Here is a 25548-nt window from a genome sequence, read left to right as displayed (position 1 = left end):
TTATATTGTCAACACAATTTATAATTCATAATTCAAATGAGAATAGTTCTGCAAAGAGTTTCGGAAGCATCAGTAACAGTCGATCATCAAAAAGTAGCCGATATTCAAAGAGGCTTATTAATTCTGCTCGGAATTGAAGACGCCGACAATCAGGAGGATATTGATTGGCTGGTGGGGAAAATCATTAAGATGAGAATTTTTGCAGACGAAAATGATGTCATGAATTGCTCGGTTCAGGATATCGATGGAGATATTATTGTCGTGAGCCAATTTACGCTTCATGCTTCTACCAAAAAAGGAAACCGCCCTTCGTATATAAAAGCTGCAAAACCAGACTTTGCCATCCCGATGTATGAGCGTTTTTTACAATCTCTGGAAAAGGAATTCAACAAAAAAGTACAGGCCGGAATTTTTGGTGCCGATATGAAAGTTAATCTCCTTAATGATGGGCCAGTAACCATTTTGATCGACAGTAAAAACAGAGATTAAAAAAATATTAGACGAATGTTAAGAATTTCTAAAAAAAATATATATTTGACGAAATTACTGACTAAATGAAAAGCCTGGTTCTTACCTTATTTTTTTGCCTGTTTACCCTTATTTCTTCCGCTCAAAAAAGCGAATATGCTGTGGCTGCAATAGCCGATAGCCTTAAAGAAAATGCCAATGCGGTAGTTCGTTTCGATCAGATCGATATAGCGATACTTTCGCAACGAAGTATGACTACTAAAAATCATCGGGTTGTAACCGTTTTAAACGAAAAAGGGGCCAGCGCAATACAGGCTTACGAATATTACGATAAATCAACTTCGGTTAAAAGTATTGAAGCAACAATTTATGACGCTCTTGGTAAAGAAATCAAAAGAATTAAAAGAAAAGATTTTAAAGATCAGAGTGTTGTTGGAGGAAGTACTCTGTTTTCTGACAGCCGGGTTGTATATTTAGATTATACCCCGATTTCATATCCTTTTACGGTTGAATTTAATAGCGAGGTTCAGACTTCTTCAACTGCTTTTATTCCAAGCTGGATGCCTTTAAAAGGATTTTATACCAGTACTGAAAAAGCAGTTCTCAATGTTGTCTATCCTGCTGATTTAGGATTTAAAAAGAAAGAACTTCAATTTTCAGGATTCAATATAAAGAAAATAACAGACAGTAGTACTCAGCTTTCTTATACAGCAAGTACTATTTTAGCACAAAAACAAGAAGATTATAGTCCGGCTTATAAAGATCTTTTCCCTAAAGCAATGATGGGATTAGAATATTTTCATTTGGAAGGTGTTGATGGTACGGCTACAAACTGGACAGAATTTGGCAAATGGTATTCTGAAAAGATACTCTCCGGAACCACTGATTTACCTGAGGAAACCAAAGCTAAAATAAAAGCTATCGTTGGGGATGAAAAAGATCCGATAAAAAAAGCAAAACTGGTTTACGATTTTGTACAGAAAAAATCAAGATACGTGAGTATTCAGGTTGGGATTGGTGGTTGGAAACCCATGTTAGCTACCGATGTTGACCGCTTAGGTTATGGCGACTGTAAGGCTTTAACCAACTATACCAAAGCACTGTTACAAGCTGTAGATGTTCCGTCTTACAATACCGTTTTATACGGAGATACTTATAAAACAAACATTGAGTCTGATTTTGTTTCGATGCAGGGGAATCATATGATCTTATCGATTCCGAATGGAAATCATTATACCTGGTTAGAATGTACAAGTCAGGACGATCCTTTCGGGTATCAGGGAACTTTTACAGATGATAGAGATGTATTGGTTATTAAACCTGAAGGAGCAGAAATTGTGCGAACAAAAGTATATGCAGACGAAGGCAATACCCAAAATGAAAAAGGAAGTTATACCATCGATGAAAATGGACATTTTTCGGGTGCTATTGTCATACACTCAGAGGGTTCTCAATATGCTTCAAGAGTCAGGACAGAGCATTTGTCACCAACCGAAAAAGAAGCCCACTACAAAGAATACTGGGACAATATCAGCAATCTGAAATTGGGTAAAATTACGCTGAACAATAACAAAGAAACGATACGTTTTACCGAGGATGTTCAGCTAAGCGCGTCAAATTATGCTGCGATTACGGGAAACAAAATGATGTTTGCTGTAGACGCCTTTAATCAGACTTCTGCGAATGTAAAAAGAATCCGAAACAGAAAAAATCCATTTCAAATTCAACGTGGGTATTTAGATGCTGATGAGATTGAAATTAATTTGCCTGCGGGTTATACGATTGAATTTTTACCCTCAAATTTCGAATTAAAAGGAAAGTTCGGAGCGTATAAAACCGAAATCATTAAAAAAGAAAACAATAAACTGCTGTACAAGCGTTCGCTGTTTTTGAATAAAGGGAAATATTCCAATAAAGAATACGATGACTACCGTCTTTTTATGGAGCAGGTGTCAAAAAACGATAACGCCAAAATTATATTAACCAAGAATTAATCAAATGAAATTTATTAAATTTTTTAGTTTGTTTATTGCATTGTTGTTTGTTTCGGAAGTAACAGCACAAGAATTTAAACTAGGAAAAGTGTCTGTTGCCGAATTAGAAGAAAAAGTACATCCTAAAGATTCGTCAGCCACAGCAGCGATATTGTACCGAAAAGGTACAGCGCGAATTGAATACGACGAGACGGAAGGTTTTGTTGTGGTAACAGAGGTCGAAACCCGAATTAAAATTTATAAAAAAGAAGGATACGACTGGGCCAATCAAAAAGTATGGTACCGTAATGAGAATGACTTTAGAGAAAAGGTGGCATTTAGTGATGCCGTTACCTACAATTTAGTTGGCGGGAAAATCGAAAAAACAAAGCTAAAGAGCGATGGAGTGTTTGATGAAGTAGTCGACAAATACAGAGCGCAAAAAAAGATCACAATGCCTAATGTTAAAGAAGGTACTGTTATTGAATTTCGTTATGTTTTAAGATGTCCAAGCGATCGAATTATCAGGGAGTGGGATTTTCAATCCAGTGTTCCTGTAAATTATTCAGAGTTTACAACCTACATTCCGGAGTATTATGTGTTTAATCCAAGACAAAAAGGATATATTTTTCCTAAAGTAACCGTAGAGAAAAATTTAAAGACGATCACTTTTACGAGTAAAGAAAGAAATGGATGGATGAACAGTTCGACATCATTTTCTACGGATAAACTGGATTATACCGAAGTAAAAACAATTTATGTAGCGAAAGATTTTCCGGCTATGAAAGAGGAAGCTTTTGTAAACAATATTGATAATTATACATCGAGTATTCAGCATGAATTATCGATGACTAAATTTCCGCGTTCCGAGTATAAAATGTATTCGGTGGATTGGAATGCAGTTGTGAAAACGATTTACGATTACAAGGATTTTGGTGCCGAATTAAATAAGACAGGGTATTTTGAAGAAGATTTGAAAAAGAAACTGGAAGGAAAAAATACAACCGACGAAAAAATCGTAGCTGTTTTGGATCACGTTAAAGGAAGTGTAAAATGGAACGATTATGTGGGGTATTACGCCGAAAACGGAGTTAAAAAGGCCTACAAAGAAAAGACGGGAAATACTGCTGACATTAATTTGATGTTAACCGCTATGTTGCGCTACGCGGGATTAACCGCAAATCCTGTTTTGGTGAGTACGCGTTCAAACGGGATTTCACTTTTTCCAAACAGAACTGCTTTTAATTATGTAATCGCAGCAGTGGAGACTCCGGAAGGGAATATTTTATTAGATGCTTCTGATAAGTTCTCGACTCCGGGTGTTTTACCGCTAAGGGCCTTAAACTGGTACGGTCGACTGATTCGTAAAGACGGAACGTCTGAAGAGGTAGATTTAATGCCGAAGAAAACATCAAATGATATTGTTTTTATGAACTTTAGTGTTGATCCCGAAGGCAAGGTCACCGGAAAAACCAGAAGACAATGTACCGATTACAATGCGATGATTACCAGAGCTAATATCTCGGGTCTGAAAGAAGAGGAATACTTAGAAAAACTGGAGAATTCAAACAACAAAATTGAAATCAGTGAGTATTCAAAAACAAATGAAAAAGATATTTTATTACCTATTATCGAAACGTATTCTTTCACAGGAAGTAATTTGTGTGAAGTAATAGGTGGAAAGATATATGTAAGTCCAATGTTGTTTTTTGCGAATGACAAAAATCCATTTAAACAGGAAGTGAGAGAATATCCGGTAGATTTTGGTTTCCCATTTATGGATAAATACAATATTACACTTCAAATTCCGGAAGGTTTTACAGCAGAAACAGTACCTGCCCCTGTAGTTTTTAATATGGAAGATAATTTAGGCAGCTTTAAATTTAATATTGCTGCAAACGATAATCTTTTACAAATCACCATTCAGCATCAAATCAATGCCGCAATCGTTACGACGGAGCAATATGAAATGTTAAAAGAATATTACAAAGGAATGATTGCGAAAGAAACGGAGAAAATTGTTTTAAAAAGAATATAAAAATGAAGTTTGAAAAATTAGTAATAGTTTTTCTTTTGTTTTTTGGAGTTTTAAAAGTTAAAGCTCAAAATTATGAGCTTGGAAAAGTAACTATTGCTGAATTAAAAGAAAAAACAAATCCAAAGGATACAGCAGCAGCAGCGACAATTTTGTTTAAAAAAGCGCGAACTTTTTTTACCTACAATAAAGACAAAGGGTTTACAGCAAATCATGTGTATGAATTTAAAATTAAAATTTACAAAAGAGAAGGATTAAAGTGGGCTGATCAGAAGGTTCGGTTTTATATTGGTTATGAAAGTTTAGGCGATGATAAATTAGAGTTTTCTAATGCTATAACATATAATCTGGAAAACGGATCGATTGTAAAAACAAAACTAGACAATCAAGGAAGTTTCAAGAAAAAAGTAAATCAATTTTGGAATGAAAAAACGATAACATTACCCAAAGTAAAAGTGGGTTCTATTATTGAATATAAATATATTCTCAAATCTGAAAATATTGTCAGATTGCCCGATTTTGATTTTCAATATGAAATTCCGGTATCTTATTTTGAGTATAAAACAGATATTCCGGAATATTATATTTATAAACCTATTTTGATCGGAAATCATAAAGTCGAAAGAGGGGCAAAATTTATAAACGAAAGTCAGAATTTTAATGATGATTATAATAGATCAGCCGTGCTTTCGTACAATCAAATTAGTGCTTTTTATGTGGGTAAGGATATTCCGGCTTTAACAGATGAACCTTATGTAGATAATATTGATAATTATAGAGGTTCCATTCAACATGAGTTAGAAAGAGTACGTTATCCGGATCAACCTGTAAAAGATTATGCATTAACATGGGAAGGTGTCACGACTACAATTTTTAAAGATAAAAGCTTCGGGAAAGAACTAAATGAAAAGAACTTTTTATTAGAAGATGTTAAACGATTACTAACCAATGTCGAGTCGCCAAATGAAAGACTGAATATCATTTTTAAATTTGTTCAGAGTAAAATGAACTGGAATGAAAAAAATGATTATTATACAGATAAAGGGATTGTTAAAGCATATGCAGATCAAACCGGAAATGTAGCCGAGATCAATTTTATTTTAATTAATATGTTGAAATTGGCAGGGATAGATGTAAATCCTGTTTTGATAAGTACAACCGAAAACGGTGTGCCGGTTTATCCTACAAGAACAGGTTTTAATTATGTTATTGCCGCTGCTGAAATCGATGGGAAACAAATCCTTTTAGATGCAACCAACAAATTTACTTATCCGGGAATTTTGCCTTTAAATGTTTTAAACTGGCGAGGAAGATTGATTAAGGATGATGGAACTTCACAAGAAATAAATTTAGTGCCAACCAATGCTTCAAGATATTTTTCGAATATTTTGGTTAAAATTGACAATCAGGGTAAAATCGAAGGTAAAATCAGAATTCAAAGATCAGATTATGAAGCCTATCGATTTAGAATTGAAAATGCTAATAAAACTGAAGAGAGTTATCTTGAAAAATTGGAAAGTCAATTAGGAGATTTGAGCATATCAGATTATAAAATTGAGAACAGCAGAGCTAATTTTTCGGAGCCGGTTATAGAAACTTTTTCCTTAGTTTCAGATAATAGAATTGAAATTATTGGAGGTAAGATTTTTATAAATCCCTTGTTATTTTTTACCAGAACAAAAAATCCGTTTAATCAGGAAGTGCGTCAAATGCCGGTTTGTTTTGGGTATCCAACTCATGAAAAATTCAATTTAAGTATAGAAATTCCAGAAGGTTATGTTGTAGAATCATTGCCAACGCCGGTTAGAATTTCATCTGAAGATAAAGAGATTGTTTATTCTTTAAATATTGTTAACGACGGAAACAAAGTTCAAATAAGTAGTTCAAAAGAAATTAACAATACTATTTTTGCAGTAGATCATTATAACGGATTAAAAGACTTTTTTAGTAAAATGATCTTAAGTCAAAACGAAAAAATTGTTCTTAAAAAAATATAACTATGGATTTGAAAAATGCACAACTTGATGTCGATACCTGGATTAAAGAGCATGGTGTTCGTTATTTTAATGAATTAACTAATATGGCACAGCTTACAGAAGAAGTAGGTGAAGTCGCTCGTATTATTGCACGCAGGTACGGAGAACAATCAGAAAAAGAAAGCGACAAAAATAAAGACCTGGGCGAAGAATTGGCCGATGTTGTTTTTGTAGTGCTCTGTCTGGCCAATCAAACCGGAATAGATTTACAAGCTGCTTTTGATAAAAAAATGGATTTAAAGTCAGTTCGCGATAAGGATCGTCATAAAAACAACGATAAATTAAAATAATGTGATAAGTCACAGCAAAGTTTTGGTGTGTCCTTTATTTAAAATAAATTTGCAAAAACGCATCATTTAATTACCTATAATGAATTTACTACTCCATACAACTCAACATAATTTACAAGGACAAATTGCAGTAACAGGATCAAAAAGCGAAACCAACCGGTTATTGTTGTTAAAAGCATTGTTTCCAAATATTACTTTGGCCAATACTTCCAACTCTGATGACAGCGAGGTCATGCAAAAAGCACTGATTGGTCATGATGAAATTATAGACATTCACCATGCAGGAACGGCAATGCGTTTTTTAACGGCCTATTTTGCAGTAAATGAAGGCAGAGAAGTAGTGATGACAGGTTCCAGCAGAATGCAGGAGCGTCCGATAAAGATCTTGGTAGAAGCTTTGGAACAATTGGGTGTTGAAATCTCTTATGAAAAAGCAGCAGGGTATCCTCCAATTCGTATCAAAGGAAAAAAAGTAACCGCTTCAAAAGTAACTTTGGCCGCCAATGTAAGCAGTCAGTATATTTCGGCACTTTTATTAGTGGCGTCAAAATTGGAGAATGGTCTTGAATTGACTTTAGAAGGGGAGATTACTTCCATTCCTTATATCAAAATGACTTTGGCTTTGCTAAACGATTTAGATATTCAAACGAGTTTTGAAGGAAATGTGATTAAAGTATATCCAAAAGCTCAAGTAGCTTCTAAAGAAATGGTAGTGGAATCGGACTGGAGTTCGGCTTCGTACTTCTTTAGTTTAGTAGCCTTGGCTGACACCGCTTCGATAACTTTAAGCAGTTATAAAGAAAATAGTTTACAGGGGGATTCTGAATTAGTATCACTTTATGAAAAATTGGGTGTCAAAACTACTTTTCAGGACAATAAAATGACGCTGGTAAAACAGGAGAATTTTAAATTTGAAACTGTAAATTTTGAATTGAACAATACGCCAGATATCGCACAGACCATCGTAGTAACTTGTTTAGGATTAGGAATCGGCTGTCATTTAACAGGTCTTCATACTTTGAAAATAAAAGAAACAGACCGATTGGAAGCATTGCGAGTGGAACTTACCAAATTAGGAGCTGAGATCTCAGTAACGAATGACAGTTTGACTTTGACGGCATCAGAAAACATTAAACACAATGTGAAAATTGCGACTTACAACGATCACCGTATGGCGATGGCATTTGCACCATTGGCTTTAAAAGTGCCCATAATTATTGAGGATGCCGAAGTAGTTTCAAAATCGTATCCTGATTTCTGGAATGATTTGAAAGCATTAGCCTTTGAAATTGAGACACTATAAAAAATAAAAGTTCTTTTAAGAGTTGAACAAAATAGAAAAACCTCCGGCTCAAACCGGAGGTTTTTTTGTGCAATTATTTTTTTGGTTTTGACCATTAAAATTGGTGCCGATTTTTCAGGAACGGGGATTAAAGTCACTTTGATTTGCACTATAGTTAAAAAAAAGATAAAACTTTCATTTTTAAGCAACTCAAAGTATCCGTAAACCAACGACTTTTGAAAATAAACAGCAAAACACTTGACAACGCCTATCTCACAATCGTATATTTGCACACGATTTATAATTTTAGATAAAAAATCTAAAATCTACACTCTAAAATCAGCAATGTCAATATGAAATTATCACATTTTCAATTTAATTTACCAAAAGAACTTTTAGCGGAATTTCCAGCAGAAAACAGAGATGAGTCTCGTTTAATGGTAATCGATCGTCAAAAACAAACTATAGAGCACAAAATGTTCAAAGATGTTATCAATTATTTTGATGACGGAGACGTTTTGATCCTTAACAATACTAAAGTTTTCCCTGCTCGTTTGTACGGAAACAAAGAAAAAACAGGAGCAAGAATTGAAGTTTTCTTATTAAGAGAATTAAATTCAGAGCAACGTCTTTGGGACGTTTTGGTTGATCCGGCACGTAAAATCAGAATTGGTAACAAACTTTATTTTGGTGACGACGATTCGTTAGTGGCTGAGGTAATCGACAATACTACTTCTCGTGGTAGAACTTTACGTTTCTTATACGATGGGTCTTATGAAGAATTCAGAAATAAATTGACAGAACTTGGAGAAACTCCAATTCCGAAATACATCAACAGAGAAGTAACTGCTGAAGATGCTGAAAGATACCAAACAATTTATGCAAAAGAAGAAGGAGCTGTAGCGGCACCAACTGCTGGTTTACACTTCTCAAAACACCTTTTGAAAAAATTAGAAATTAAAGGAGTAAACTTTGCTGAAGTGACACTTCACGTAGGTTTAGGAACTTTTAACCCGGTTGAGGTTGAAGATTTGTCAAAACACAAAATGGATTCTGAGGAATTAATCATCAGACAAGAAGCTTGCGATATCGTAAATGCTGCAAAAGCAGGAAGAAAACGTATTTGTGCTGTTGGAACAACTTCAATGCGTGCCATCGAAAGTTCGGTTTCTTCTCAAAATACTTTAAATCCTTACGAAGGCTGGACGAATAAATTTATTTTTCCTCCTCACGATTTTAGTATTGCAAACTGTATGATTACAAACTTCCACACACCAAAATCAACATTATTAATGATGATTTCTGCTTTCTGTGGTCACGATTTGATGAAAAGAGCTTACGAAGAAGCAATCAAAGAAGAATACAAATTCTATTCTTACGGAGATGCGATGTTAATTCTTTAATTAGAATTTATCTTATAAACAGACCCGACAAGTTTTTAAACTTGTCGGGTTTTCTATTTTATAATGGTTTCAAGTTTCAAGTTTCAGGTTCTGTTGGTAACTTGAAACCTGAAACTTGAAACAAAATAAACAATTTTTGTTATTTTTACGATTCAAAACAAACGCAATGACTTTTCAAAATACACGCGAATTCGCGAAACAACTCGATTCAGAGGATACTTTAAATCACTATCAGGACCAATTTATATTCCCAAAAGTTAATGACAAAAGAGTAATTTACTTTACCGGAAATTCATTAGGCTTACAGCCAAAACGTACCAAAGCTTATATTGATGAGGTAATGAACGACTGGGCAGATCTTGCCGTAGAAGGTCATTTTTATGCAGAAAAACCGTGGTGGGATTATCAGGAAAGATTTGCAGCACCTTTGAGTAAAATTGTTGGGGCTTTACCTTCTGAAGTTACCGTGATGAATACGCTGACCGTAAACCTTCATTTGTTGATGGTTTCTTTTTATCAGCCAACAGCCACCCGTTATAAAATTATCTGCGAGGAAAAAGCATTTCCTTCAGATCAGTATATGTTTCAGAGTCAGGTACATTTTCATGGTTATAAAGCAGAAGATGCGATTGTAGAAATCAAACGCCGTGACGGAGAACACAATATTCGTCTTGAAGATATACTGGCTAAAATTGAAGAAGTTGGAGACGAACTGGCCTTGGTGTTAATTGGAGGAGTAAATTATTATACCGGGCAGGTTTTCGACATGAAAACAATTACAGCTGCGGGACAAAAAGCCGGAGCAAAAGTAGGTTGGGATTTGGCACATGCTGCCGGAAATATCAAACTGGAGCTTCACAACTGGAATGTAGATTTCGCCGCCTGGTGCAGTTATAAATACATGAATTCAGGACCGGGAAATGCTTCAGGCTGTTTTGTACATGAAAAACACCATAACAATCCTGACTTGCCAAGATTTGCCGGATGGTGGGGACACAATAAGGAACGCCGTTTTAAAATGGAACCTGTTTTTGATCCTGTTCATGGAGCAGACGGTTGGCAAATTAGTAATCTACCCGTACTTTCTTTAGCGCCTTATTTGGCTTCGGTTGAAATGTTTGCTGAGGTTGGAATGGATACTTTGATCGTAAAAAGAGATAAAATTACCGCCTATTTAGAATTTATTTTACATGAAATCGATAAGGAAGTAAAAGGCAATTTTGAGATCATAACGCCTTCAAATCCTGACGAAAGAGCTTCCCAGCTTTCCGTCTTTTTACATGGAGAAGGAAGAAGCTTGTTTGATTATCTGATGAAAAATGGTGTAATAACCGACTGGCGTGAACCCAATGTAATTCGTCTGGCACCTGTTCCATTGTATTGTTCGTATGAAGACATGTACGATTTTGGACAAATTCTGAAAAAAGGAATTTTAGGGAAATAATTTAAAATATAATTTCGCCAGGACTTAATGTTTTGGCGATTTTTTTTAAAAGGGCTATAAAAATAATTGGTCTCCACAAAATCGGAAACCACTTAAAATCTTCAAATTGTATAAGCTTTGCGTTAAATCTTGTAACTTCAACGATATAGATCTCCTTTACTTTGTAGTGTAATAATTTTTAAACTACAAAATCATGAAAGCCTTATGTATTTTAATAGCTGCATTATCTATTATTTCTTGCCAGAATCAGGGAAAAGAGGATATTAATAAAGCGAAACAAGCTAGTATTGATTCGATGAAAGTTGAAATTAATAAACAAAGAGTTATTGATTCAATGAAAACAGAAATGGCAAAGATCAAAGAAGAGCAAAAGGTGGAATCTCAAAAAGTTGTAGTGGTACATCAGCAAGCCGACAGACCCGTAGCAGCACCGCAAACCACAGCTAAAAAGAAAGGTTGGAGTTCAGCTGCCAAAGGTGCCGTAATTGGTGCCGGAGTAGGAGCAGTGACCGGAGCTATTGTGAGTAAGAAAAAAGGTCAGGGAGCCATAATAGGCGGTTTGGCCGGAGCAGGTGTTGGTGCCGGAACCGGAGCAATCATTGATGGGAGCAAGAAGAAAAAAGAATAAAGGATAAGATAGCTTTTAAAATAAAACTGCCGATTTAAAATTTAAATCGGCAGTTTCTTTATACCAACTCAGCGACCGGGACTTTAATTGTAGCCAGTTCCAGTTTGTAAAAATCGAATTGGTATTTAATCTTTTCGGTATCATTTTGAAAATACAAAGCAGATCCAAATAAATCTTCGTAATAAGCAATTCCCTCCAGGAGGTTCGCTTTAAAAGTATTCCATTTTTTTAATTGGGCATTCGTGATTTCTCCCGAAATAGTATGGATCTCATTTCTCAGATATTCAATATACATTTTCAGTTCCTTCACAAATAAATTAGGCCTGTTATAGGTTCTCAAAATTGATTTGTTTCCATAAATATGTGCCAACATATCAGACAGGGAAACTTCGTGGTCAAAATAGGCCATATTGGGCCCCGGACAGATGACAACACCCTGTGGCTGACCTTTAATTTTAATATCATTTTCTAAATAAGAGGCATTGGCCAACCCAACACACAAACAGGATTTTTCGGTGATGGCAAACTTTGCTCTTTCGTAGGCTTCAGTGGAAAGAGATTCTTTTTTTGAGGCTAGTTCTTCTAATTTAATATCCTGAAATTTTTTAGAGGCTGTGCAAATCCCATGCGGGTCGTATTCTTTGCTTAGTGCCAGAAATTTTTTGGGACAGGCGCTTCCGGCTTTGTTTTGATCGATTCTTTTTTGTTTTAGAATTTCATTTGTCGTGCCTTTCAAAGTATTAAACGGAATACCCAACGGAGAAATATGACTCAAATACAAATCTTTCTCTTTCGCTTCCATTAATAAATTGCGGGTGGCCTGATCCACCGATGTGGCTTCGGGAACCAATAAAAAAGGTGACCCCCATCCCACTGAATCGACCTCATAATTTTGCAGCAAAAATGCGTGTTCTTCGGCAGTTCCCACGCCGCCTTGTACCGTAATTTTTAAAGGCAATGGATTTTCGGGCGCATGAACTTGTTTTTGCTGTAATACTTTTGTCATCAGTTCGTGTGCCGACTGAATAAGCTGATTCTTTTTTTGTTTGAACTCTTCTAAAATCGGACCCAATAAAAGACCGTCAGTTGCAAAAGCATGTCCGCCGCAGTTTAATCCTGATTCGATTCGGTATTCAGAAACCCAAAGGCCTTTTTTAGCAAGGAAATTTCCCTGAATCATCGCCGATCTAAAATCGCTTACTTTTAGAATAATTCTTTTTTTAAGTTCGTTTTTACTATTGGGAAAAAAATCGGAGAAATTTTCAAAATAGCTGTACAATCTCGGATTCATTCCTGCCGAAAGTACAACTGAAGATTCCAGATTACTATTGGCAAACCCCCTTAAAGCAGCATGAGCATCATTAAATTCGATAGGAAGCTGTTCGTTTTTCTCGAAATTATCTTTATCGAGTTTGGTCATGATATTGACATCAATAGAACCGGGTGAAAGATGAGATTCGATATAGTTTTGGATATTTTCTTTAAAAGAAATCCCGTCCTCCAGTAAATTCTGAAACCCTTTTTTGATGTCGGAAGTATTTGGCAGCATCGCCATATAGTTTTCCAATGCGGTTTTGCTTTCGATTAATTCCGTTTTAAAATTTTCGAATTTTTCTTTCACAATCTTATCGACCAAATTGAGATAAGAAGTAATGCGCTGTGCCCGGTAATCCTGAAATTTTTGACTTATTTCTTCGTATGGGAAATTAAACTTAGCACTGTAAAAATTACGCATCTTTTCAATTAAATCATCATCAGCAATAGAAATAACAGATGAAATACCAAATTGTGCCACCCGAATCGGGCTGTCAATCGTATATGCGAGACCCATTACAGGGATATGAAAAGTGTGTAAAGATGGTTTTTCCATTTGCTTTTAAATTAAAATAATAAGCAAAGGTTAGAAAATAAATGGGCAAAATACCTGATAATTGTCAGGTTTGCAGTTTGTTATTTTACAGAATTCATCAATCCTCTAAATGACAAGATCATTACCAATAGTTGATCAATTAATTCGTAGTGAAAAACACCTCACCTCAAATCAAAATCTTCTTGAATGACTCAGCGATGCTTCGCCATAAAAAATTATAGAATGATTTCTCCTGAATTCGGTCTAATTCAACATCGGCTGTTTTGGATTTTTCTCCCGAGTCATCTTTGAGCAATAAATTGGCAACGGCAGTCTTTAGTTTAGCTTCTTTTTCCGGATGTTTCTTTTTAAACAGCTTTACTTTTAAATTCTCATATTCAAGGAAGCCATTTCCTCTGGCATTCTCATCGTTTCCATAAAAGTTAAATTGGTATTTGTTGAATTTACCCGTAAAAGCAGTGTTGATGTAAGGTTTGGTAAACGCCTCCATCGCAGCAACATCAAAATGAGAAATGGTTCCCTGAATATGAAAACTGTCTTTTCGATCGAGAACATTGAAACTCCAGTCGACATTCAAGGGGGATGTTTTCATAAACAAACAATTGATTTTGATTTTTACATCAGCCGTTTTCTGTAAAGCAAATCCACTTCCGATGTTTGTAGCCTGCAAATTGAAACGATCAAAATTTAAGATTCCGGGACCTTTTGAAAAATCAATTTCTTCCTCGTAAACCAGTTTTGACTGTAAAACCTGGACCGTGTCAATCTGTAACGGAAACTTAATTTTTCGCAGCAAAGCATTGTACAGGTATTTTTTACTGAGATCATCTTTTGGAATTTTGCTGCGGTATATATTGGCCTGCACATGATGAGCAACCAGCGAATTGGCTTTAAAGAAAAACAGCTCTTTTTTAAAACCCCAGTCCATTTTTTCAATGTCGGCCGAATCCAGTTTTATCGTATAAATGTCCTTTTCCTTTTCTAGTTTCTGAACAAACTCTTTTCGGCCATATTCAGGTAAAAACGAAAAGTTTTTCATTCTTAAAAATTGATTTTCGGTGGTAATCTGACCAATATTTAGGCGGTAAAAGGCATTGGGTTTGTAGTATAAACTATCACATACCAGAACGTATTTTTTAAAATGCATGGGGATTTTTTCTTTCAAAGTAGCGGCGGTGACCAAAATCCCTTCCAGTTTCAGAACAATTTTTTTGATGCGGAAAATAGGTTTGTCAGTGGTGAGCGAAACGACGTCAACACTTCCTTCATTCAGATAGATATTCGAAACCGCAACTATTTTTTGAAAGGGTTCTATGATCGCCGTCTTAATATTTTTACTGTTGTTTAAAAGCTTTTCCCCTTTTTTGTACAAAATAACCCGGGGTTTGTTGATGATGATACTTTCGGCCCGAATAACATCCCGGAATGTCAGATCCCAAATGTTAAAATGCTGAATCGAAATTGATTCAATTTTAGCAAAGATTCCGTTTTTAGCCTTGCTGTTTTGAAGTTGGTTTTTGGGATGAATCAATAAGGTTTGTGCATGAATGCTTCGGGACCAGAGTGACACCTCTATTTTTTCATAGTGAATGGCATAAGCCGTGGTGTTTTTCTCGTGTACGATTATAGGTAATTGTTTTTTTATCCAATAATTAAGACCAATATGGAGTAAAATCACAAAAAAGAAGACTGAAATGAGACCGATCGCTATTTTTTTATAGATTGACATTTATAGGATTGATTTTAAATACATAAATTTAGACTTTTAAAAGCGATGTTTCTTACACGATTTTAAATTTAAGTTATATCATTTCAAAATCATTTATCCTTATACGTTTCATAAATATGAGAAAAATTAAAAAAATTCTGCTGGTACTATTGGTATTGATCGTTATTCTTGGAATCGGTTTATGCGCTTACATTTTTCATCTGAAGCCTAAATACGAAGGCGAAGTAGAATTGAAAAATCTCCAGAAAGAAACGACGGTATATTTTGATGATTTTGGAGTACCCCATATTTATGCTGATTCTGAAAAAGATGCCATGACCGCCCTGGGTTACGTTCATGCACAGGAACGATTATGGCAAATGGAATTACTTCGAAGAATCGCACCCGGAAAATTGTCGGAAATCTTTGGATCGGTTGCACTAAAAAATGATAAATTTTTCTCCGGAATCGGTATCGAAGAAGCTTCGGCAAAAGCCATTGCGAAATTAGATCCGAACAGTCAGAGTTATAAAATGACAATGGCTTATCTGGACGGAATAAATCAATATTTGGAAGAAGGACCAACTCCGGTTGAGTTTACGCTGGTAGGGGTGAAAAAAGAAAAATTCACGATCAAAGACGTGTACAATATTTTTGGATACATGTCTTTTAGTTTTGCCATGGCTCAAAAAACTGATCCATTATTAACCTTCGTCCGCGATAAATATGGTGTCGAATATTTGAAAGACTTAGGAATTGAAGGGGAGTTCAACACCACAAGAATCAAAAATTCAAAAGAAAACATCGAGGAATATACTGCCATTTCAAAGTCGGTGGCGGCATTGCTGGACAACTCACTGATACCTCCTTTTGTGGGAAGTAACAGCTGGGTGGCGGGACCAACTAAAACGAAAAGCGGAAAAGTGATTTTTGCAAACGATCCGCATATCAGTTTTTCGCAGCCTGCGACCTGGTACGAAGCCCATTTGATAACACCTGATTTTGAATTGTACGGCTGTTATCTGGCCGGAACACCTTATCCGCTATTGGCGCACAACCGCAATTATGCTTACGGACTGACGATGTTTGAGAATGATGATATCGATTTTTATCAGGAAAAAAACAAAAGTGGTGATTCAAACCAGTATCAGACCCCAACAGGTTTTGCGGCCTATACGACCCTGAAAAAAACGATAAAAGTAAAAGATACCTCAGATGTGGTTTTGACGGTTAAATCAAGTCGTCACGGGCCAATTATGAATGATGTATTGGATCATTTAGATAAAAAGAATCCTATTGCCATGTCGTGGGTGTATACACAACAGCCCATTCAGATTTTAGATGCGGTTTACGGACTTTCACATGCTAAAAACAAAGACGATTTTAGAAAAGCAGTTTCGCTGGTTGCGGCACCGGGCTTGAATGTAATGTATGGTGATGCCAAAGGAAATGTCGCATGGTGGGCAACCGGAAAACTTTATAAGCACGATAAAGGCGTAAACACTTTTCTTATTTTGGATGGTGCAAGTGGCAAAGATGATATTAAAGAGTATTTAGATTTTTCGAAAAATCCTTCTGCTGAGAATCCAAAATGGGGGTATGTGTATTCCGCAAATAATCAGCCTGAAGCTATTGATGGTTTTCTATATCCGGGTTATTATTTACCGGAAGATCGTGCAAAAAGAATTTCAGCTATAATGGATGCAAAATCAGATTGGGATAAAGAAGCGATCAGCAAGATGATTTTTGACAACACTTCACCCGTTTCACCGGGAGTAGTGCAGCAACTGATTGCAGCTGTAGCCGGCAGTTCGCTTTCAGCAGAAGAAAAAGAAGTGATAAGCGTTTTACAGGCATGGAAAGGAACCAATAATCTGGAGGATGTTGGACCAACGATTTATAATAAATGGGTTTATCTGTATTTAAAAAATACTTTTGAAGACGAGATGGGGCTGATAATTTTAGTTTATACCTGGATACTTCTCTGGGGAAACAAATTATAGCGAGACAAATTGAAAAGGAAAACTCCGTTTGGTGGGACGATATCAAAACCAAAAATAAAAAAGAAACCAGAAGTGATATTGTTTCAAAATCATTTCATGAAGCGGTAGCAGGACTTCAGGAGCAATTGGGTAATACCGTAGCAGATTGGCACTGGGGGAAAGCACATACCGTAGAACACCAACATCCTCTGGGGAAAATTGCTGCTTTACGCCGACTTTTTAACGTAGGACCTTTTGCTGCTCCCGGATCAAATGAGGTGATAAACAACCAGTTTTTTGGATTCAATAAAGAAGGAGAGTATCATGTAAAAGGCGGACCTTCAACCAGAAGGGTTATTGATTTTTCAGATATCGAAAACAGCTGGAGTATTTTGCCAACAGGACAGTCCGGTAACCCGTTTAGCAAACACTATGACGACCAGGCCGAAATGTACAACGCCGGAAAATTCAGAAAAATGAAATTGAATAAAGAGGAGATTGTTAAAACATCAACCAAATTAGTTTTAAAACCAAAAGCGAAATAGTGTTTTTGGTTTCAAGTTTCAAGTTTCAGGTTCCAAGTTTCAGGTTTCAAGTTTCAGGTTTCAAGTTTCACGTTCCACAATTAACCATTAATAATTAACCATTAACAATTTACTTATACCTGCCACGAACAATATCATTCGCAAATATTTCAAGGTTATAGCCTAGTGCATCGTTGGTAACCATGACATTTGTAGTTTGGTATACAGTATCTTTTTGGTACGTTTTTAGTAATGCTTCTAATTCTATTTCGTTATAAAAAGCAAACATATTGTAAACAGCGTCACGGAAGTTTTTATAGTTGATACTTCCGGTTATTTCGACTGTTTTTTGATCGTTCCATTTTTCTTTAAGCGCAGCCTCGTTGATGGTTGCCAGGCAAAAATCGGTCACATAGGTTTTGTAATTTGCAGCTTCCACAATTTTATCAATTATAATCTTGTTTTGCTGAGAAGGCATTGGGACTGTTTTTCCAGAGGTTTGAGAATTACCGATGAGCGGAATAAACATGCATAGTACGAACACTAAAAGAGTCTGTTTCTTTAATTTTTTCATAGGTTAAGTAAAACAGTTTACAACAGTTCTTGTTGTAAATCAGGTTGATTTGGGATTTATTATCGTTTTTTTGGGCGGTGCTAAAATACTATTTTAAATATTTAATTATCGAATCTGATTGTTAGAAATTGTAACAAAAAATAACTCCGATAAAACAGATTCAGAATCAGTTTTATCGGAGTTTTTAAAGAAGTTTAGTGAGTGTTATTTTGTATTGTTTTTCGAAATTTCTTCTAATACTTTTTTGCCGTTTTCATTTTTGGGATCCAGTTCAACTGATTTGGAATAATTTACAAACGCAAGTTTTTTATCCCCATCAGCCAAATAGGCTTCTCCTAAACTATCATACGCGTTTCCGGATTTTGGAAAAGTCTCGACATTTATTTTAAAAATCTCGATCGCCTCTTTAATTTTTCTTTTTTGTAAAAGTTGATAGCCCACGTCATTCATGTCGTTTTCCTTGATAGCGTAAGTAGGATCGTTTTTTAATTTGGCATAGGCAGCCGTTCCGCTTGTAACTCCTTGTTCTGTAAAAACATCCAAAAGCTCAAACGCCAAAGATTTTTTCGGCTGGTTGAAGGATTGTTTGTACAAAATGGCTCTGATCGCATTGCTCATTTCATCCAAAACAGTTCCGCCGGTGTTGTTGAGTAAAACAATTAGATTTTTATCCGTCACAATACGAACGATATTGGTGTTAAAACCATTGATTCCACCACCATGTTCAACAATTTTTAATTGGGCGGCATCTTTTCCTTTATTGTTGTCGCTGACAACCCATCCGTAGCCGTAAGACTCATTTTTTCTTGTGCTGATGTAAGGTTTGAACAATAATTCTGTTGATGCCGCAGAAAGTATTTTATTGGCATAAAGCGCCTGATCCCATAGGTACAAATCCTCCACCGTAGAATATAAAGAACCTGCTGCGTAAGGTATACTCATATCGATATAGGAAGCATTACTAATTTTTTTGGCGTTTTTCTCATAACCGGCAGCTCTGTTTTCCAAGAGGACTTCGGGGTGATCATAGCCGGAATTCACCATCTTCAATGGCGTAAAGATGGTCTCTTGCAAATAGTGCTCGTATGTTTTTCCGGTAACTTTTTCGATAATATATCCCAAAAGGAAATATCCGGAATTACTATAGCTGAATCTTTCACCCGGAGTAAAATCAAGCGGTAAATTAGAGAATGTTTTAACAAACTCTTCAGGGGTATAAGGATTTCGGCTTTTATCTTTGAAAAAATCAGGTAAAGAAGTGTAATTTGGAATTCCCGAAGTATGTGTAAGTAAGTGATGAAGCGTTATTTTATCGCCGGTTTCTTTAGGGTAATCTGGTAAGTACGTAGTGATAGGAACATCTAGTTTTAGTTTTCCATCTTCAACTAATTTGACTATTAAAAAGGCTGTAAATTGTTTGGTGATCGAGCCCAATCTGAATTTGGTATTGGGCTGATTCGGAATATTCCATTCCATATTGGCAGAACCGTATCCTTTCTTAAAAATGACTTTTCCATTTTCGGTAACCAGTGCCGAACCATTAAATTGTCCGTATTGATTGTACGTACTTAAAAGTTGGTCAATTTGTTTTGCTTTGTCCTGTGCGGAAGAGATGTTTATAGCGAAAAAAAGGAAAAGAACGCTAAGAACAACTAGTTTGATTGGTTGCTTCATATTGATTGATGATTAAGGTTAGTAAACCAGTGATTGATTTTTGATTTGATGATTGAAACTCCGTAATCTGTGCAGGATTATGTTGTCGTCTTTTGTTAGACGACTCATTTTTAATTAAGTTTCAGAATCAATCCTTTTTTTATCTTTTTTTAACACACTAGCGGGAGAGCATAGACGCAATGCTACTATTTTAAAGGTCTATGCTCATAACTAACAATTTTCTTTACCTTTCAATCTTTATTTCTTGTTCGGGCATGAGGATAAATTCCACCTCTTCAAAATGTATCTCTAAAATGGCTGAGTTGGTTTAGGCGAAAAGCACTTCACCTAAAAATTGCACAATAAGGATAAATAACTTTAGCATGGATTTCCGAATAAGGATTTATTTCGTTTCTATATCAATTATTTTTTGACCCTTTTCACCAAAATAATGTGTTACAATCTTTTCATAAACCTTATAACCATCATCAACATTGGTGAAAATAAGCAGACCCTGTTTGGTTTTTGGAAGCAATAAGAAAATGGTTTGAACGCCCTGATCCGCTCCGCCATGCGATAAGGCATAATCGTTATCTCCTAAATCATAAATTTCAAAACCCAGTCCGAAATATTTATTTTTTTTGGTTTGAACCTGATGAGAAGTCATGTCTTCAAAAACTTTTTTGCTTAGTCCGTCGCTGTTCATAACGCTGCATAAAAATGTTCCATAATCTTCAATAGTCGTTAGTAAATCATCGGCAGCATTTGCGGTTTTGTTTTTAGTAGGTTCATAAGCATTCCCTTTATTGTCGTAACCAATGGCATATCTTGACAAATCAATTTTATCGTTCCAGACCAACTGAGTGTCGTTCATTTTTAAAGGTTTAAAAACCAATTCACTGGCTAACTGATCCAGCGTTTTATGAAATTTCTTCTCTAAGGCCCTTCTCAAATACTCTAAACCTTCTCCCGAATATTGGTATTTTGTTCCGGGTTTAAACTTAAAATCCAGTTTGCCTGATTTGTTCATAAATCTCCAGTTTGGAAAACCGGTTTGATGACTTAAGACAATTCGGGTCGTTAGCAATTTAGTATTAGGATCATTTGCAATATCCGGATCTGTCCAGTATTTGTAAAGGGGCTCGTCGAGATCCCATTTTCCGGCACTCACTAATTTTAAAGTAACCATTGCAGTAACAGGCTTGGTTAAAGAAGCCACATTCCAAATCGAATTATAAGGTGCTGCAACTCCTTTTTTGAGTTCGCCAAACACTTTTACTTCCTGTAATTTTCCATCGTTGATCAGACCAATTCCCAGTGCAGGAATATTGTTTTGTACCAGCCATTTTTTAATTTCGGCATCGTTGTCAAAAATATCCGATTTGGTACCCGCAGTACTGACATATTGGTGATCGTAACTAAATGATCTTTTGAGTTTCCAAACGCCATTTGCTAAAAGCCAGACGTGTGTAAATCGCGCCGTGCTGCCAAATTTTTCTTTGGCATCTGCAAAAGATTCGTTTTTCCCTATTGATTTTTCATAAAATTGGTGAATTCCCATTTGGACCGCACCATACAATACGCCTTTATTATAAAGCGGATAAACTTCGGTGCTGCCCGGAACAAGATACCTTCTTGCTTTGTACGTTTCAACAGAACGGCACAAACCTTTTTAAGGTTGACTAAAAAAGTGGCCTTGTCAGAAGGACCATCTCTATCATGATAAAATTCAAAGTCGTCAGTATAAAGATTTTCAAACTGACTGATGTCGCAGGTATTAAAACCGACATTAAAAAGAAGACTGTCTCTTGACATAATCGTTTGGTACAATTCGGAGCCTTTTTTTTCCTGAGAGAATCCGGTTTGGAACTGGAAAAGGAACATTGCAATTAAAAAAACTTTTAATTGAAAAATAGAGGGATTGGTTTTCATTTTATATTGGTTTGGTTGATTGATGATGGTGCAATAGTACTGCAATCTAAAATCTAAAAATTGTACAAATGCGAAATCCTATCTTTTTTGAGAAAGAAAATATAAACTAGAGTTGAACGTTTTGGGAGTCGTTTTCATAACCCCTTTAAATTGTTTTATAAAATGCGACTGATCAAAATACTTGTTATAAAGCGCAACTTCAGTCAGACTGAGTTTCTCTAAATTGGAATGCACCATTTGATCCACCGATTTTCTGAATTTCAGAATCTGGATGTATTTTTTAATGGTAAGTCCGGTTGCTGCTTTAAACTTAATCTGTAATAAACGCTGAGAGACTTTTAAATCTTCCCCAATTTCCGAAACCGAAATTTCCTCATTGCGAAGTTTAATGATCTCACAGATTCTTTCGATGGTATTCTTGTCAGGGTTTGTAAAACTTAATTCCTCGAAATAAGCATTTAGTATCGTCAGCAATACCGAAATGTCATTGCTTAAATTATAAGCTGTTTTAGCAGCAAAAGGCAGTTCGTTCGGATTGATTTTGAGAATAGAATCGCTAAAATTGCTCAAATCATATTGAGGAAACATCGAAAGCGTCCAGGGTTGTAACTGAATGATGGTAACTTTGGTTTTAGGCCTGATATTAACCAAAACCTTATTTGTCATTTGCGAACAAAAGTAGAATCCTTCGTTCATCTCGTATTTTTGCTTACTCGTGTGAACTTCTATCGAGGTTCCACTCACAATAGCAAGATTAAAACAGCCGTTGGGTAAAACGAGTTTGTTTTCAATTGTCGTTTCGCCATTGCCATTGTCCAGACACCAAATTTTATTAACAAACCGCTCGCTTTTTTCGCTTACATAATGTTCTGAATATAGATTCATTTTGAGATTATGTTTTGATGAGTTGTTGCCTATAATTCTTCAACGGTACAATACGTTAAATAATTTTCAATTCGTTCGGAGAGTCTTTTCTCTAAATAAGCGTTGCCGCCTTTTAGCGTGTTTAGAATTTGTACAGCTTGTTGCTGATATTCTTTTATCTTTTCCACACTCCAGTTTTCTGGCGGAACCTGTAAATTAGTTATTCGGTCAGCTAATTTCACAGCCCATACCTCTTTTGATAATTCTTTAATTCGGGCCAGACTATCAGCCATTCTTTCTTCTTTAGGAATTTTAGAATCCTTTGTTAAGGCCAGAACAGCCTGAGCAATTTCTTCATCAAATTCGGTTACAAGCTCTTCAAATATAGTTTGGGTATCTTCAAGTATATCGTGTAGTAATGCAATTTGAATTGCAAATGCAGTATTAAATGACGCTGTGTTTTGCGTAGCCAACAGGATTTCCATTGTTACATTGCTTAAATGAACAACATAGGGTAAGTTAGTTCCGGGAATTACCTGATTTTGGTCGGCATGTTTTTTTGCGGCAAATTTTATGGTTCTTTGGTATATGGTCTGCAGTTCCGTCATAGAAGAGGTATTTTAGAATAAGCTAAAATACCAATTTTCTATCACAATAGTTGAGGCGGTTTTCCTATATAAATTCAGGGAAATATTCCGTTTTAATAGCCTCCCAGTCTTCGGAAATAATGCTGTAATACACGTCATCTTTGCTCTTTCCTTCCGAATCGATATAATTGTTCCTGAAAACACCTTCTTTCGTGGCACCTAATTTTTCAATGGCGCGTTGCGATTTTTTGTTTTCGAGATCGGCACTGAGCTGGATTCTTCGGAATTGGATGTTTTCAAAACCAAAATTTAGCAACTCAAACTTACAGGCTTTGTTTAAACCTGTTCCCTGAAATTGTTTCCCGTACCAGGTCCAGCCAATTTCACATTTTTGACTGGTAGGATTAAGGTAGCCGTATCTTGTACTTCCGGCAATCTTGTTGGTCGCTTTATCAACAATTAAAAAAGGATAACAAATTCCGGCGGCTTTTTGCTCTAAGGTATTTTGAATGTAGCTTTCAAAGTCTTTTTCATTGCGAACATACATACCCATATATTTCCAGATAGCATCGTCAAAAATGATTTCTTTAAGCTCATTGTTTCTTTCGTTTTCAAACGGAATTAATACTACTTTTTCGTTTTCCAGAATGATTTCTGATTGTAAAATTTTGCTGTCCATGATTTTGATATATATTAAGGTAAAACCGAATACGAAAGTAAGGGCTTAATTTTTTTAGATAAACCGAATAAAATAACAATTTGTTATATTTTTAAATTAACTCTGAATCCTAACAAAAATCAAAACCGTTGTGAGCCGTTACAGTAAATAATTTGTTTATTTTAAAGCTTATGTGTAATTATTACTTATTTTTACGATCTTATATTTAGATTTTTCTTGATGCAAACTTCACTAAAAATTGCTGTTGTCGGTTCCGGATTAGTAGGATCGCTATTGGCAATTTATCTTAAAAAAGCAGGTCACACCGTTCATGTTTATGATCGTAGTCCTGATATTCGCAAAATTAATTTTTCGGGTCGTTCTATTAATCTGGCAATGTCTAACCGGGGCTGGAAAGCACTCGATGGCGTAGGTGTAGGAGATGCCGTGCGGGAAATCGCTATTCCGATGGACAAACGAGCCATTCATTTGGTCGATAAACTCAATTTTCAGAATTACGGGCAGGAAGGTGAATCGATCTATTCCATTTCCAGAGGAACACTCAATCGGAAAATGATTGACCTTGCGGAAGAAGCCGGAGCAGAATTTCTTTTTGAACAAAAAATCTGGGATGTAACCCTAAGTGATGCTACTTTGCATATAGGGGAAACCGAAAGAGGAGAATGGGAAGAGAAAAAATACGATATGGTTTTTGGTGCCGATGGTGCTTTTTCGAGAATCCGACACCGAATGCAGCGTCAGAGCATGTTCAATTATTCGCAGGAATTTTTGAATATGGGATACAAAGAACTGAATATTCCGGCAAATGCTGATGCTTCACATAAATTAGATAAAAACTCTTTCCATATTTGGCCACGTGGCGAATACATGTTAATTGCACTTCCGAATCTGGATGGAAGTTTTACCTGTACTTTGTTTATGCCTTTTGAGGGGGAAAACTCATTTGCGTCACTTACAGATCGTAAAATGGTAGAAGATTTCTTTACGAAAAACTTCCCCGATTCGATCGAAGTGATTCCTGAATTGGCAAATGACTTCTTTAAAAATCCAACCAGTACTTTGGTGACCATGAAATGTTTTCCGTGGACTTACGAAGATAAAATTGCTTTGATAGGAGATGCCTGTCATGCTATTGTTCCGTTTTACGGACAAGGGATGAATGCAGGTTTTGAAGATATTACGGTTTTGAACGAAATGATCGAAAAATACGGAGACGACTGGAAGAAAATCTTCGACGAATATCAGATCTCACGTAAACCAAATGCCGATGCAATTGCCGAATTGTCTTATCGCAATTTTATGGAAATGAGTACCAAAACGGCCGATGAGAAATTCTTATTGCAAAAGAAAATTGAAAAAGCCTTCTCAGACAAACATCCCGATAAATGGATTCCGCTTTACAGCCGGGTAACTTTTAGCGATCGCCCTTACAGCGAAGCACTGGCGATTGGAGATTTTCAAAATGTAATTATGGAACAAATATTGCGAATCGACAATATCGAAAATATCTGGGATACGCCCGAAGTAGAGCATAAAATTCTCGAATTACTACAAAAATAAATCAATAGCAATATCAAAAATCAATTTAAAGCGGACGTTTTAATTGCCATTGATTT

General features: G+C 35.8%; 19 protein-coding genes and 1 pseudogene. 11 read left to right on the top strand and 9 right to left on the bottom strand.

What is annotated here, in order from left to right:
* The first annotated feature begins 36 nt into the window (after nt 1-36).
* From dtd to OLM61_RS05580, 9 genes are all read left to right on the top strand, one after another.
* Nucleotides 37-489 carry a D-aminoacyl-tRNA deacylase gene (gene dtd / locus OLM61_RS05620; protein WP_264525441.1) on the top strand — a complete coding sequence of 151 codons (453 nt, stop codon included), beginning with the start codon at nt 37-39 and terminating at the stop codon, nt 487-489.
* A 65-nt stretch (nt 490-554) separates the two neighbouring features.
* On the top strand, nt 555-2462 hold the full coding sequence (locus tag OLM61_RS05615) for a DUF3857 domain-containing protein (protein WP_264525440.1): 1908 nt from the start codon (nt 555-557) through the stop codon (nt 2460-2462).
* A gap of 4 nt (nt 2463-2466) precedes the next feature.
* A complete protein-coding gene (locus OLM61_RS05610) occupies nt 2467-4479 on the top strand; it encodes a DUF3857 domain-containing protein (RefSeq protein ID WP_264525439.1) in 2013 nt (670 codons plus the stop codon).
* A 2-nt stretch (nt 4480-4481) separates the two neighbouring features.
* Nucleotides 4482-6473 carry a DUF3857 domain-containing protein gene (locus OLM61_RS05605; protein ID WP_264525438.1) on the top strand — a complete coding sequence of 664 codons (1992 nt, stop codon included), beginning with the start codon at nt 4482-4484 and terminating at the stop codon, nt 6471-6473.
* A 2-nt stretch (nt 6474-6475) separates the two neighbouring features.
* The gene (locus OLM61_RS05600) at nt 6476-6802 is read left to right on the top strand and encodes a nucleotide pyrophosphohydrolase (RefSeq protein WP_012022600.1); all 327 of its coding nucleotides are present in this window, start codon (nt 6476-6478) and stop codon (nt 6800-6802) included.
* A 79-nt stretch (nt 6803-6881) separates the two neighbouring features.
* Nucleotides 6882-8105 carry a 3-phosphoshikimate 1-carboxyvinyltransferase gene (gene aroA, locus OLM61_RS05595; protein ID WP_264525437.1) on the top strand — a complete coding sequence of 408 codons (1224 nt, stop codon included), beginning with the start codon at nt 6882-6884 and terminating at the stop codon, nt 8103-8105.
* A 332-nt stretch (nt 8106-8437) separates the two neighbouring features.
* Nucleotides 8438-9487, top strand: a complete 1050-nt coding sequence (gene queA / locus OLM61_RS05590; RefSeq protein ID WP_173965934.1) for a tRNA preQ1(34) S-adenosylmethionine ribosyltransferase-isomerase QueA — start codon at nt 8438-8440, stop codon at nt 9485-9487.
* 166 nt (nt 9488-9653) lie between these two features.
* A complete protein-coding gene (gene kynU, locus OLM61_RS05585) occupies nt 9654-10931 on the top strand; it encodes a kynureninase (RefSeq protein WP_264525436.1) in 1278 nt (425 codons plus the stop codon).
* A 193-nt stretch (nt 10932-11124) separates the two neighbouring features.
* The gene (locus tag OLM61_RS05580; protein ID WP_264525435.1) at nt 11125-11559 is read left to right on the top strand and encodes a glycine zipper family protein; all 435 of its coding nucleotides are present in this window, start codon (nt 11125-11127) and stop codon (nt 11557-11559) included.
* 58 nt (nt 11560-11617) lie between these two features.
* On the opposite strand, the gene OLM61_RS05575 is transcribed toward OLM61_RS05580, so the two are convergent.
* Both OLM61_RS05575 and OLM61_RS05570 read right to left on the bottom strand, forming a co-directional pair.
* A complete protein-coding gene (locus OLM61_RS05575; RefSeq protein WP_264525434.1) occupies nt 11618-13429 on the bottom strand; it encodes a hypothetical protein in 1812 nt (603 codons plus the stop codon).
* A gap of 166 nt (nt 13430-13595) precedes the next feature.
* Entirely contained in the window at nt 13596-15158 is a 1563-nt protein-coding gene (locus tag OLM61_RS05570; protein WP_264525433.1) for a hypothetical protein, read from the bottom strand.
* Between the two features lie 116 nt (nt 15159-15274).
* On the opposite strand from OLM61_RS05570, the pseudogene OLM61_RS05565 reads away from it, so the two are divergent.
* Nucleotides 15275-17664: pseudogene (locus OLM61_RS05565) on the top strand (penicillin acylase family protein).
* 109 nt (nt 17665-17773) lie between these two features.
* Here OLM61_RS05565 and OLM61_RS05560 read toward each other — a convergent pair.
* The 7 genes from OLM61_RS05560 to OLM61_RS05535 form a co-directional block, all read right to left on the bottom strand.
* The gene (locus tag OLM61_RS05560; protein WP_264525432.1) at nt 17774-18217 is read right to left on the bottom strand and encodes a hypothetical protein; all 444 of its coding nucleotides are present in this window, start codon (nt 18215-18217) and stop codon (nt 17774-17776) included.
* A 204-nt stretch (nt 18218-18421) separates the two neighbouring features.
* Entirely contained in the window at nt 18422-19891 is a 1470-nt protein-coding gene (locus OLM61_RS05555; RefSeq protein ID WP_264525431.1) for a serine hydrolase, read from the bottom strand.
* A 382-nt stretch (nt 19892-20273) separates the two neighbouring features.
* Complete coding sequence (locus OLM61_RS05550; protein WP_319800543.1) at nt 20274-21431, bottom strand: serine hydrolase domain-containing protein; 1158 nt, start codon at nt 21429-21431, stop codon at nt 20274-20276.
* Nucleotides 21398-21802 (bottom strand): hypothetical protein, encoded by a 405-nt coding sequence (locus OLM61_RS20890; protein ID WP_319800542.1) that lies wholly within the window; start codon nt 21800-21802, stop codon nt 21398-21400. Before OLM61_RS20890 ends, OLM61_RS05550 begins: the two co-directional genes overlap by 34 nt.
* Before the next feature lie 78 nt (nt 21803-21880).
* Complete coding sequence (locus OLM61_RS05545; RefSeq protein ID WP_264525430.1) at nt 21881-22687, bottom strand: helix-turn-helix domain-containing protein; 807 nt, start codon at nt 22685-22687, stop codon at nt 21881-21883.
* 29 nt (nt 22688-22716) lie between these two features.
* Nucleotides 22717-23274 carry an HD domain-containing protein gene (locus OLM61_RS05540; RefSeq protein ID WP_264525429.1) on the bottom strand — a complete coding sequence of 186 codons (558 nt, stop codon included), beginning with the start codon at nt 23272-23274 and terminating at the stop codon, nt 22717-22719.
* 64 nt (nt 23275-23338) lie between these two features.
* On the bottom strand, nt 23339-23932 hold the full coding sequence (locus OLM61_RS05535) for a GNAT family N-acetyltransferase (RefSeq protein ID WP_264525428.1): 594 nt from the start codon (nt 23930-23932) through the stop codon (nt 23339-23341).
* Between the two features lie 219 nt (nt 23933-24151).
* Here OLM61_RS05535 and OLM61_RS05530 point away from each other — a divergent pair, with 219 nt between their 5' ends.
* A complete protein-coding gene (locus OLM61_RS05530; RefSeq protein WP_264525427.1) occupies nt 24152-25492 on the top strand; it encodes an FAD-dependent oxidoreductase in 1341 nt (446 codons plus the stop codon).
* Nucleotides 25493-25548: the final 56 nt, after the last annotated feature.

This window comes from Flavobacterium sp. N502536 (genome assembly GCF_025947345.1).
In the GTDB taxonomy this organism is placed as follows: domain Bacteria; phylum Bacteroidota; class Bacteroidia; order Flavobacteriales; family Flavobacteriaceae; genus Flavobacterium.
Note: the sequence above shows the minus strand (reverse complement) of the source record. Positions and strands in the feature narration are given on the sequence as shown.

Bases quoted from the DNA above. Each gene is read 5' to 3' on its own strand.
- OLM61_RS05560 (WP_264525432.1), bottom strand. From the start codon at position 18,217: ATGAAAAAATTAAAGAAACAGACTCTTTTAGTGTTCGTACTATGCATG.
- OLM61_RS05605 (WP_264525438.1), top strand. From the start codon at position 4,482: ATGAAGTTTGAAAAATTAGTAATAGTTTTTCTTTTGTTTTTTGGAGTT.
- OLM61_RS05570 (WP_264525433.1), bottom strand. From the start codon at position 15,158: ATGTCAATCTATAAAAAAATAGCGATCGGTCTCATTTCAGTCTTCTTT.
- aroA (WP_264525437.1), top strand. From the start codon at position 6,882: ATGAATTTACTACTCCATACAACTCAACATAATTTACAAGGACAAATT.
- OLM61_RS05535 (WP_264525428.1), bottom strand. From the start codon at position 23,932: ATGGACAGCAAAATTTTACAATCAGAAATCATTCTGGAAAACGAAAAA.
- OLM61_RS05575 (WP_264525434.1), bottom strand. From the start codon at position 13,429: ATGGAAAAACCATCTTTACACACTTTTCATATCCCTGTAATGGGTCTC.
- OLM61_RS05615 (WP_264525440.1), top strand. From the start codon at position 555: ATGAAAAGCCTGGTTCTTACCTTATTTTTTTGCCTGTTTACCCTTATT.
- OLM61_RS05545 (WP_264525430.1), bottom strand. From the start codon at position 22,687: ATGAATCTATATTCAGAACATTATGTAAGCGAAAAAAGCGAGCGGTTT.
- OLM61_RS05580 (WP_264525435.1), top strand. From the start codon at position 11,125: ATGAAAGCCTTATGTATTTTAATAGCTGCATTATCTATTATTTCTTGC.
- OLM61_RS05530 (WP_264525427.1), top strand. From the start codon at position 24,152: ATGCAAACTTCACTAAAAATTGCTGTTGTCGGTTCCGGATTAGTAGGA.
- OLM61_RS05600 (WP_012022600.1), top strand. From the start codon at position 6,476: ATGGATTTGAAAAATGCACAACTTGATGTCGATACCTGGATTAAAGAG.
- OLM61_RS05550 (WP_319800543.1), bottom strand. From the start codon at position 21,431: ATGGGAATTCACCAATTTTATGAAAAATCAATAGGGAAAAACGAATCT.
- OLM61_RS05540 (WP_264525429.1), bottom strand. From the start codon at position 23,274: ATGACGGAACTGCAGACCATATACCAAAGAACCATAAAATTTGCCGCA.
- OLM61_RS20890 (WP_319800542.1), bottom strand. From the start codon at position 21,802: ATGAAAACCAATCCCTCTATTTTTCAATTAAAAGTTTTTTTAATTGCA.
- queA (WP_173965934.1), top strand. From the start codon at position 8,438: ATGAAATTATCACATTTTCAATTTAATTTACCAAAAGAACTTTTAGCG.
- dtd (WP_264525441.1), top strand. From the start codon at position 37: ATGAGAATAGTTCTGCAAAGAGTTTCGGAAGCATCAGTAACAGTCGAT.
- kynU (WP_264525436.1), top strand. From the start codon at position 9,654: ATGACTTTTCAAAATACACGCGAATTCGCGAAACAACTCGATTCAGAG.
- OLM61_RS05555 (WP_264525431.1), bottom strand. From the start codon at position 19,891: ATGAAGCAACCAATCAAACTAGTTGTTCTTAGCGTTCTTTTCCTTTTT.
- OLM61_RS05610 (WP_264525439.1), top strand. From the start codon at position 2,467: ATGAAATTTATTAAATTTTTTAGTTTGTTTATTGCATTGTTGTTTGTT.